This is a genomic window from Parabacteroides sp. MSK.9.14 (assembly GCF_019041495.1).
GTDB classification, from domain to species: Bacteria; Bacteroidota; Bacteroidia; order Bacteroidales; family Tannerellaceae; genus Parabacteroides; species Parabacteroides merdae.
In genome coordinates this window covers 248,875-258,625 of the sequence record NZ_JAHPXO010000002.1, presented here as the reverse complement: position 1 = coordinate 258,625, position 9,751 = coordinate 248,875, and the positions used below count along the sequence as shown (strand labels likewise).

The window sequence follows — 9,751 nt, the reverse complement described above, 5'->3', positions numbered from 1 at the left end:
CTCTTTTTTCATCTTTGTTGACTTTTATGAAGTCAACCTATTTCAGGACGAGACAATCGCTCATCTATCTGTTTTAAATGAATAAACTCCAAGCATTTTAAGGTAAAAGTAGGGAGACAATTTTATCAACACCCCCATGTATCCGCCCCCGACACCCGGATCTTACGCTCTTATAGATCCGGGTGTCGGGGGCGGATACATGGGGGTGTTGGGTAAGTTTTATTACGTGTTTTTCATTGATTTGTAGCTGTATTTACATAAAAGAGCCTTGTCTTTGATGATATAGGAGAACAAGCCCTTTTTCCTTTTCTTGTTTACCTTGCCCTGCAAATTGTCAGTTTGTTTTAGTAGAAATTCAATCACGTTCGAAATCGGACAGCACTTCTGCCGTAGTAGCGTTGATGTTCTTGTCCAATACATAAATGCGGTAAGACAGGCTCAGTTCTTTACCGGGTTCCAAGGTGAATGCCTTCTGCTTGGTCGGTGAGAAATTCCACATGACGTCACCGGCAGGCTTGTTGACAGTTTTGTCCCATACGCGTAAAGGCTCAGGATAGTTCAGGTTGGAAGGGGAGGCAACGATTAGGATACAGGCCTTTTCGTTTCCGGCTTTCCCTTGGTAGTAGCACCAACGGGCTCTCGAACCGTCAGCTTCGTCGCGGGAAAGGCCTTCCGAGGTGAGCATTTCGGCTGTCTGATCGTTCCAGTCTTCGCGCGTACGGATGCATATGCCGCCATAACGGTAAGCTTCCATGGTGATCGGGCTGGGGCTGGCGAGGCGGATAGTGGTATGATAGTCGATGTAATAACCTGGTAAGGATGTTGTCCCGATGTTGATCTCCAGGCGTTCGTTCATTGCTACTTTTTCTGCGGGAGAATCGGGGTAGACCACATGGTCCAGTGTCGCAACAAAACCGTTGTCGGATACGTGTTCGAAGTTGCGGAAGCGAACTGTTCCTTGTTTTTTGTGGAGATTCCAGAAGTCGATCTCGTTTCCTTCGAACGTGGTTTTCGTCCAGGCATACCACAAACCGAAATGATGGTAATGGTCGGCGGGAGAACAATTGGTCATCACTTCGCCTCCCAATGTCTTCAAAGGATGGATGAAACCGCTGCGTTTATAGACCGAGTCAACGCCAGAGGCTGGGTAAACTGTGGTATAGTTGTAAGAGAACAACAGTTTATCTCCTATCTTATAGTCTAAGGTTTTCCCCGTGTCGACGACGGAACAGGATGTTTCGGAAGGCTGACAAGAGCCTAAGAACAGAGAAATCAAAAAAACACCAATAGAAAAAATAGCAGTTTTCATAATATGACAATTAAATAATAATCAGTTATCCGGCAAGACCTTGCCTGTATCGGCTACAAAAAAACGAAATTTTTTCGTTTCGCACAATCCGTTTGTGATATCTGATGCAAATAAAACCAGCCAGCAAGCAGCGTTCTAATTGATGAAATATTTCTTTAATCGTTTGCGTGATATGGGGATTTAGCATACCTTTGCACGATAATAACCATAGATTGGAGGAAATTTCTAAATACAATTAAATAACTTAAATTATTATCTTATGTGGTTACTTAATTCTTCTATCGGGAAGAAGCTGATAATGAGTATATCAGGTCTTTTTCTCATTCTGTTCTTGGTGTTCCACTTATGTATGAACATTGCGGCAGTATTTTCTGGTGAAGCGTATAACGTGATTTGCGGTTTGCTGGGTTCTAACTGGTATGCTTTGCTCGGTACATTGGTGTTGGCTGCAGGTGTAGTCGTGCACTTCGTGTATGCTATTATCTTGACTCTGCAGAATCGTAAGGCTCGCGGTAACGACCGTTATGCCATCAACGCTCGTCCGAAAGGTGTTGAATGGGCTTCTCAGAACATGTTTGTTTTGGGTGTGATCGTTATCCTGTTCATGGTTCTGCACTTTACTCAGTTCTGGTACAACATGATGTTTGCCGAACTGGCAGGTATTCATGGTGACATTCATCCGCAGGATGGTGCAGCGTTTATCAATTTCTACTTCCAGGGCAATGTCGTGAATACGGTGTTGTATCTGATCTGGTTCGTTGCTCTGTGGTTTCACCTGACTCACGGTTTCTGGTCTGCGATTCACACAATTGGCTGGAACAATACCGTTTGGTTAAGCCGTTGGGAATGTATCTCTAAATGGGTTGCCACTATTATTTGTGGCTTATTCGCTGTTATCACAGTTATCTTCTACCTGAACGGTGTAGGTGCTTAATTTCGGATATTATTTTTTCAATTTGAAAATAAAACATTATGACTCAAATAGATTCTAAAATTCCTCAAGGCCCGTTGGCTGAGAAGTGGACAAATTATAAAAATCACCAGAAATTGGTGAATCCCGCAAACAAACGTCGTTTGGACATAATTGTAGTAGGTACTGGTCTGGCGGGTGCTTCTGCTGCTGCCTCTCTGGCTGAAATGGGATTCAATGTATTGAATTTCTGTATTCAGGACTCTCCCCGTCGTGCACACTCTATCGCTGCACAGGGCGGTATCAATGCGGCAAAGAATTATCAGAATGATGGTGACTCGGTTTATCGTCTGTTCTACGATACAATCAAAGGTGGTGACTACCGTGCCCGCGAAGCAAACGTCTATCGTCTGGCTGAAGTGTCAAACTCTATTATCGACCAGTGCGTAGCACAGGGTGTACCATTCGCTCGCGAATATGGTGGTCTGTTGGATAACCGTTCATTCGGTGGTGCTCAGGTATCCCGTACGTTCTATGCCCGTGGTCAGACCGGACAGCAGCTGCTGTTGGGTGCTTACTCTGCATTGAGCCGTCAGATTGGTTTGGGAAAGGTGAAGATGTACACACGCCATGAAATGCTGGATGTTGTGAAGGTTGACGGACGTGCTCGCGGTATTATTGCCCGTAATTTGATTACCGGTAAGATCGAACGTTTTGCCGCTCACGCAGTCGTTGTTGCGACAGGTGGTTATGTAAATACATTCTTCTTGTCTACTAACGCGATGGCGTCTAACGGTTCTGCTGCATGGCAGTGCTACAAGAAAGGGGCTTACTTTGCTAATCCTTGTATGGTGCAGATCCACCCGACTTGTGTGCCGGTGAAAGGTGACTTCCAGTCTAAACTGACTTTGATGTCTGAATCACTGCGTAACGATGGTCGCATCTGGGTTCCGAAGAAGCTGGAAGATGCGAAGGCATTGCAGGCCGGAACAAAAAAGGGAAAGGATATTCCTGAAGCAGATCGCGACTACTATCTGGAACGTCGTTATCCGGCATTCGGTAACTTGGTTCCTCGTGATGTGGCTTCACGTGCCGCTAAAGAACGTTGTGATGCCGGTTTCGGTGTAAATAGCACGGGCTTGGCTGTATTCCTGGATTTCTCCGACGCTATCAACCGTCTGGGTAAGGAAGTGGTTAAACAGAAATATGGTAACCTGTTCGATATGTACGAAGAGATCACGAACGATGATCCGTACGAAACTCCGATGATGATTTATCCTGCATTGCACTACTCAATGGGTGGTTTGTGGGTAGACTATGAATTGATGACTTCTATTCCGGGGCTGTTCGCAATTGGTGAAGCCAACTTCTCTGACCATGGCGCTAACCGTCTGGGTGCTTCTGCTTTGATGCAGGGATTGGCTGATGGTTACTTTGTATTGCCTTACACGATCCAGAACTATCTGTCTGACCAGATCCAGGTTCCGCGCTTTAGCACTGACCTGCCTGAATTTGTGGAAGCAGAAAAGGCTATTAACGCCCGTATCGCGAAGTTGATGAACGTGAAGGGTAAAGAAACTGTCGATTCTATCCACCGTAAGCTGGGACATATCATGTGGGAACACGTCGGTATGGCACGCGACGCGGAAGGCTTGAAAGAAGCTATCCAAATGTTGAAAGACCTGAAGAAGGAATTCTGGAGCAATGTATTCATTCCGGGTGAAGCGAACAGCTTGAACGTGGAATTGGACAAGGCATTGCGTTTGGCTGACTTTATCGAAATCGGTGCATTGATGGCACACGATGCGTTAGACCGCGCAGAATCTTGTGGTGGCCACTTCCGTACGGAACATCAGACCGAAGAAGGCGAAGCTATGCGTCATGACGATAAGTTCATGTACGTCTCTTGTTGGGAATACCAGGGTGAAGACAAAGACCCGGTTATGCTGAAGGAAGATTTGAACTATCAGTTCGTTGTTCCTCAAACACGTAACTACAAGAAGTAATAATCATCAATCACAAAAATTAGAATCATGGATAAAGATATAAAGGTAACACTTAAAGTTTGGCGTCAGAAAGGTCCGAAAGATAAAGGACAGTTTGAGACTTACCAAATCGACAAAATCAATCAGAGTGTTTCTTTCTTGGAAATGTTAGACATTTTGAATGAACGTTTGGTTAGCGAAGGTAAAGAACCTATCGTATTCGACCACGACTGCCGTGAAGGTATCTGCGGTATGTGTTCATTGTATGTAAACGGACATCCGCACGGACCGGCAACAGGTGCAACAACCTGTCAGCTCTATATGCGCCGTTTCAATGATGGTGAGACGATTACGATCGAGCCGTGGCGTTCTGCCGGTTTCCCGGTAATCCGCGACTTGATGGTAGACCGTTATGCTTATGATAAGATTATCCAGGCAGGTGGTTTCGTTTCTGTAAACACAGGTGGGGTTCCTGATGCTAATGCAATTCCTATTTCTAAGGCTGATGCGGATTTGGCTATGGATGCTGCTGCTTGTATCGGCTGCGGTGCTTGTGCTGCTGCTTGTAAGAACGGTTCAGCTATGCTGTTCGTCTCTGCAAAGGTTAGCCAGCTGGCTCTTTTGCCTCAGGGTAAGGTGGAAGCTGCTCGTCGTGCAAAAGCAATGGTTGCTAAGATGGATGAACTGGGCTTTGGTAACTGTACGAACACTCGCGCTTGCGAAATGGAATGTCCGAAGAACATCTCCGTTAGCAACATCGCTCGCTTGAACCGCGAGTTCATCTCTGCTAAGTTACAAGACTAATACATTATATATATGTATATGGAAAAGCCCGTCGTCAATGGCAACGGGCTTTCTTTATGTTCGTTCAAACCCACAAAAAAGCCGCACTCCCTATAATAAAAGTGGATGCGGCTTTTTTGTTGCTTTCCAGTGAAACAGTCTCTCGATTCCCTCTCTGCAAAGACTTTGTTAACCTTAGATCTAAAATACTATGAAAAAAACTCACTGCAAATATAAAGTATATTTACTGAATACGCAAGAGTTTGTAATTACATTTTATTGCAAATTTGCTACTTTTTGTTTTAAAATTGACACTGTGTGCGGATTCACACTGTTATTATATCAACAATCGATCGATTCTGACACTTGAGAGTCGCTTTGAAATCCGTATCCTGTATGAAATTTGTCGGGGATGGAATCCAGAATGTCGAATAATGCTTCCACTGTTTCCGCACGTAGCATGGCGACGCGTGTCTGCTTGAAGTCTGCAATACCTTTAAACAGCGGAGTTGCAGCCAAATGGCGGCGAATGTGGAGAATTCCCCGGCGCTCATCCAAACGTTCCACGCTTTGTTCCACCTGCTTTTTCAGTATGTTCAGATACCATGAAAAAGATTCGGCAGGCAATGTCTCGCCTGTATCCAGATAATGCCTCACTTCTCTGAAAATCCAGGGGCGGCCTATGCTGCCCCGGCCAATCATAACGGCATCCACGCCATATTGTTCGAAACGTTGTTTGCAGATTTCGGCGGAAGTCACATCGCCATTGCCGATGATGGGAATTTGTATGCGGGGATTGTTTTTTACTTCACCGATCAGTGTCCAGTCTGCCTCTCCTGTATACATCTGTGCCCGGGTACGTCCGTGGATGGAAAGGGCTGCGATACCGCAATCCTGTAGCTGTTCGGCCAAGTCTACGATGATCCGGTTGTCGGCATCCCAGCCCAAGCGGGTTTTTACGGTGACAGGGATGTTCACCGCTTTGACGACTTCACGGGTGATGTCCAGCATCAGTGGAATATTGCGCAGCATGCCGGCGCCTGCTCCTTTGCCTGCCACTCGTTTGACAGGGCAACCGAAATTGATATCGAGAATGTCCGGATGAGCGGCTTCGCAAATTTGCGCGGCTTCGACCATTGTCGGAACATCACGGCCATATATTTGTATGGCGACCGGACGTTCTTCATCCGCCACATTCAGCTTTTGCTGTGTTTTATTTACACTGCGGATCAGGGCGTCTGCTGAAACGAATTCGGTATAAACCATATCGGCACCAAAACGTTTGCACATCAACCGGAAAGAAATATCTGTAACGTCTTCCATCGGAGCTAAGAAGACGGGGCGTTCGCCTAAATCTATTGTACCTATTTTCATATTTATATTATCAATGACGGGGACAAAGGTACTGATTTCCTGCTAAAAACAGGGATAAAAGGATATCTACTAAAAAGTGTAGTAATTGATCAATAGAAAGTACAAATGTCATACTGTCAATGATATAGATAAAATGATAAGCTGAAATCATGATAGTTGCATGATAGTAGTATGATAGTTAAAAATAGAAACTATCATGTCTTAAGGTATTGAATAACAGATTCTAAAGGACAACAATGACAGTATGATGGTTGTTTTGCAAATCTTTATAGAAAATGGTATTTGATCACGATTTTGATGCTCTGAGAAACGGATACCCATGCAATTCTTCTCGGATATTATTCCTACCTTTGCGAACGAACCAGTAAATGTATAAGAACTTGAACGAGAAAGATTTTGAAATAATGGCGCCTGTCGGTTCGTACGAATCACTGATGGCGGCTATCCAAGGGGGAGCCGATTCTATCTATTTCGGTATCGAAGGATTGAATATGCGTTCGCGCTCTTCCAATAACTTTACGACAGACGATTTGCGCAAGATCGTTGCGCTTTGTCGTGAGCACGGTATTAAGAGCTATTTGACCGTCAATACGGTTATTTATGGGGAAGACCTGCCTCTGATGCGCGAGATTATCGATGCGGCGAAGGAGGCGGAAGTTTCAGCGATCATTGCGGCCGATGTGGCAGCTATGAACTATGCCAACAGCATCGGACAGGAGGTGCATCTTTCCACACAGCTCAACATTTCCAATGCGGAAGCACTGAAATTCTATGCCCGTTTTGCCGATGTTGTCGTCTTGGCGCGTGAGCTGAATTTGAAACAGGTGCATGAAATCTATCGGCAGATCGTCGACCAGCAGATTACGGGACCGAAAGGAGAACTGATCCGTATCGAAATGTTTGCCCACGGAGCTCTCTGTATGGCCGTTTCCGGTAAATGTTACCTGAGCCTGCACGAAATGAACGCTTCCGCCAACCGGGGAGCTTGCATGCAGATTTGTCGGCGTGCTTATTCGGTAAAAGATAAAGACAGCAATATCGAACTGGATATCGAAAACCAGTATATTATGTCGCCTAAAGACCTTAAGACAATTCATTTCATGAATAAGATGATGGATGCAGGTGTACGGGTATTCAAGATCGAAGGACGTGCCCGCGGTCCCGAATATGTCCGCCTGGTGACCGAATGCTATAAGGAAGCTGTGCGTGCTTATTGCAATGGCACGTTCGATGAAAAGAAAGTTGCCGCTTGGGACGAACGCCTGCGCAGTGTGTTCAACCGAGGATTCTGGGACGGCTATTATTTGGGGCAACGGTTGGGTGAGTGGAGTAGCAAATATGGCTCCGGCGCGACTAAGAAGAAAGTGTATGTTGCCAAAGGAATCAAATATTTCGACAAGATCGGCGTGGCGGAGTTCGAAATGGAATCCGGTAACCTGAAAGTGGGTGATGAGATCCTGATTACCGGACCGACAACGGGTGCGGTTATGCAGACGATAGAAGAAATCCGTGTGGACTTGAAGCCGGTGGACGAGACCGTTAAAGGTGAACGGTTCTCTCTCAAGGTGAACGAGAAGATTCGGCCGTCTGACCGATTGTATAAAATGGAAAAGGTTCAACTTGAAAAGGTATTTGAATAATGAAAGAGTATATTTTTAAACTGACAGACAAGGTCCGTGACTACGAATGCGACCTGCAAGGAGTGGTCAACAACTCCAATTATCAGCATTATATGGAACATACTCGGCATGAATTCTTGGAGTCGCTTGGCGAGAACTTCGGAAAGATGCACGAAAAAGGGGTTGACGGATTTGTATCGCGGGTAGAAATCCAGTATAAGACCTCGCTCAAGAGCGGCGACAGCTATATCTCTTGCCTCAATGTCTATAAAAAAGGAGTCAAGCTCGTATTCGAGCAGGATATATATAGGGCTTCTGACAATGCATTGGCGACGAAAGGAATCGTCGAGTCGGTTATCGTTGAGAACGGAAAGTTGACACGCGGTGAATATTTCGACGAAATGCTAAAAAGAATAGAACATACATGACTGACAAACGGATTTACCAAATCGGCCTTACTATGATAAACGGCGTGGGAGATATCCTGGCGCGTCATCTCCTGCAGGCTTTGGGAGAAGCAGAGGCTGTGTTTACTGAAAAGCAACAGTTGTTAGGAAGGATCCCTGGTATCGGCAGCAATATTGCTGCCGAAATCAAACGCCCGGAAATCTTGCAACGGGCGGAAAAAGAGTTGGCTTTTATCGAGAAAAACAATATTTCCTGTTATTATCTGACTGATACAGATTATCCGGTGCGCTTGAGAGAATGTCCGGATGCCCCTATACTTTTCTATTTTAAGGGAAATACTAACCTTGATGCGACCCGTATCATCAGTATTGTGGGTACTCGCAACGCGACCGAATATGGTCGGGAGCTTACCGAATCCCTTATAAAAGACTTGGCAAAAGTGATCCCGGACTTGTTGGTCGTGAGTGGATTGGCTTACGGCATCGATATCTGTGCCCACCGGAACGCTTTGTACAACCGACTTCCGACTGTTGCTGTGCTGGCGCATGGCTTGGATCGTATCTATCCTTCCTGCCATCGGAATACGGCTGTCGAAATGCTGGAATCGGGCGGTCTGTTGACCGATTTTCCCAGCGGTACAGAACCAGACCGTCCAAATTTCCTCCGGAGGAACCGGATTGTCGCCGGAATCTCGGATTGTACGATCGTGGTTGAATCGGCAGAAAAAGGAGGCTCTTTGGTAACTGCCGATATTGCATTCTCTTATGGCCGGGATGTCTATAGCTTTCCAGGGCGCATCGGTGACAGCCATTCCAAAGGATGCAACAATTTGATCCGACAAAATAAAGCCGGCCTGATCACTTCTGCGGACGATCTGCTCTCCGCTCTTTGTTGGGATATCCAAGCTGGGGCTACTTCCGTTCAAACGGAGTTGTTTTTCGCCGAGGCGGAAACATTCACCTCGGAACAAAATCCGGTTTTAGCCATTATGCGAACGCGGAATGAGATCCATATCAACGAGCTTGCCTCAGTGTTGGAGATACCGGTACATCAACTCTCTATGCTATTGTTCGAACTGGAAATAAACGGGAAGGTAAAAGCGTTGCCGGGAAATCTCTATAAGCTGTCCTGACCGGCTTTTTCGTATACGATTTGTATGTGGGAGAAGAAACGGAACCTCTATAAACAATTAAAGGCTGTCTCACGACAACCCCTAACCAACTTTGTTAACCTTAAATCTAATACTATTATGAAAAAACCACATTGCAAAGATACACTCGTCAAGAGCGTTTGTCAAGCATTTTGTCGCTAATACTTGTTAATCAGATGAGCATAAATAGCAAAAAGATTTTAATCGGCTATA

The 9,751-nt window shown here is 45.5% G+C and carries 8 protein-coding genes; 6 read left to right on the top strand and 2 right to left on the bottom strand.

Annotation, left to right across the window (positions count from 1 at the left end; genetic code table 11):
• Positions 1-355: 355 nt before the first annotated feature.
• The gene (locus KTG12_RS02245; protein ID WP_138273069.1) at positions 356-1,309 is read right to left on the bottom strand and encodes a PmoA family protein; all 954 of its coding nucleotides are present in this window, start codon (positions 1,307-1,309) and stop codon (positions 356-358) included.
• Between the two features lie 259 nt (positions 1,310-1,568).
• Between KTG12_RS02245 and KTG12_RS02240 the strand changes: the two genes are divergently transcribed.
• From KTG12_RS02240 to KTG12_RS02230, 3 genes are read left to right on the top strand one after another with little or no spacing between them, the layout of a single operon-like run.
• A complete protein-coding gene (locus tag KTG12_RS02240; RefSeq protein ID WP_005633284.1) occupies positions 1,569-2,243 on the top strand; it encodes a succinate dehydrogenase cytochrome b subunit in 675 nt (224 codons plus the stop codon).
• 38 nt (positions 2,244-2,281) lie between these two features.
• Positions 2,282-4,225 (top strand): fumarate reductase/succinate dehydrogenase flavoprotein subunit, encoded by a 1,944-nt coding sequence (locus tag KTG12_RS02235; protein ID WP_005633282.1) that lies wholly within the window; start codon positions 2,282-2,284, stop codon positions 4,223-4,225.
• Between the two features lie 27 nt (positions 4,226-4,252).
• Positions 4,253-5,008: a succinate dehydrogenase/fumarate reductase iron-sulfur subunit gene (locus KTG12_RS02230; RefSeq protein ID WP_005633281.1), complete on the top strand. Its 756-nt coding sequence runs from the start codon at positions 4,253-4,255 to the stop codon at positions 5,006-5,008.
• A 321-nt stretch (positions 5,009-5,329) separates the two neighbouring features.
• Here the strand turns inward: KTG12_RS02230 and dusB are convergent, their stop codons facing one another.
• Positions 5,330-6,361: a tRNA dihydrouridine synthase DusB gene (gene dusB / locus KTG12_RS02225; protein ID WP_138273070.1), complete on the bottom strand. Its 1,032-nt coding sequence runs from the start codon at positions 6,359-6,361 to the stop codon at positions 5,330-5,332.
• Between the two features lie 368 nt (positions 6,362-6,729).
• On the opposite strand from dusB, the gene KTG12_RS02220 reads away from it, so the two are divergent.
• Genes KTG12_RS02220 through dprA form a run of 3 tightly spaced genes read left to right on the top strand, consistent with a single transcriptional unit; the run spans position 6,730 to position 9,520 of the window.
• Positions 6,730-8,001: a peptidase U32 family protein gene (locus tag KTG12_RS02220; protein WP_005633262.1), complete on the top strand. Its 1,272-nt coding sequence runs from the start codon at positions 6,730-6,732 to the stop codon at positions 7,999-8,001.
• Positions 8,001-8,408 carry a thioesterase family protein gene (locus tag KTG12_RS02215; RefSeq protein ID WP_008156366.1) on the top strand — a complete coding sequence of 136 codons (408 nt, stop codon included), beginning with the start codon at positions 8,001-8,003 and terminating at the stop codon, positions 8,406-8,408. Before KTG12_RS02220 ends, KTG12_RS02215 begins: the two co-directional genes overlap by 1 nt.
• On the top strand, positions 8,405-9,520 hold the full coding sequence (gene dprA / locus KTG12_RS02210) for a DNA-processing protein DprA (protein WP_022321381.1): 1,116 nt from the start codon (positions 8,405-8,407) through the stop codon (positions 9,518-9,520). Before KTG12_RS02215 ends, dprA begins: the two co-directional genes overlap by 4 nt.
• Positions 9,521-9,751: the final 231 nt, after the last annotated feature.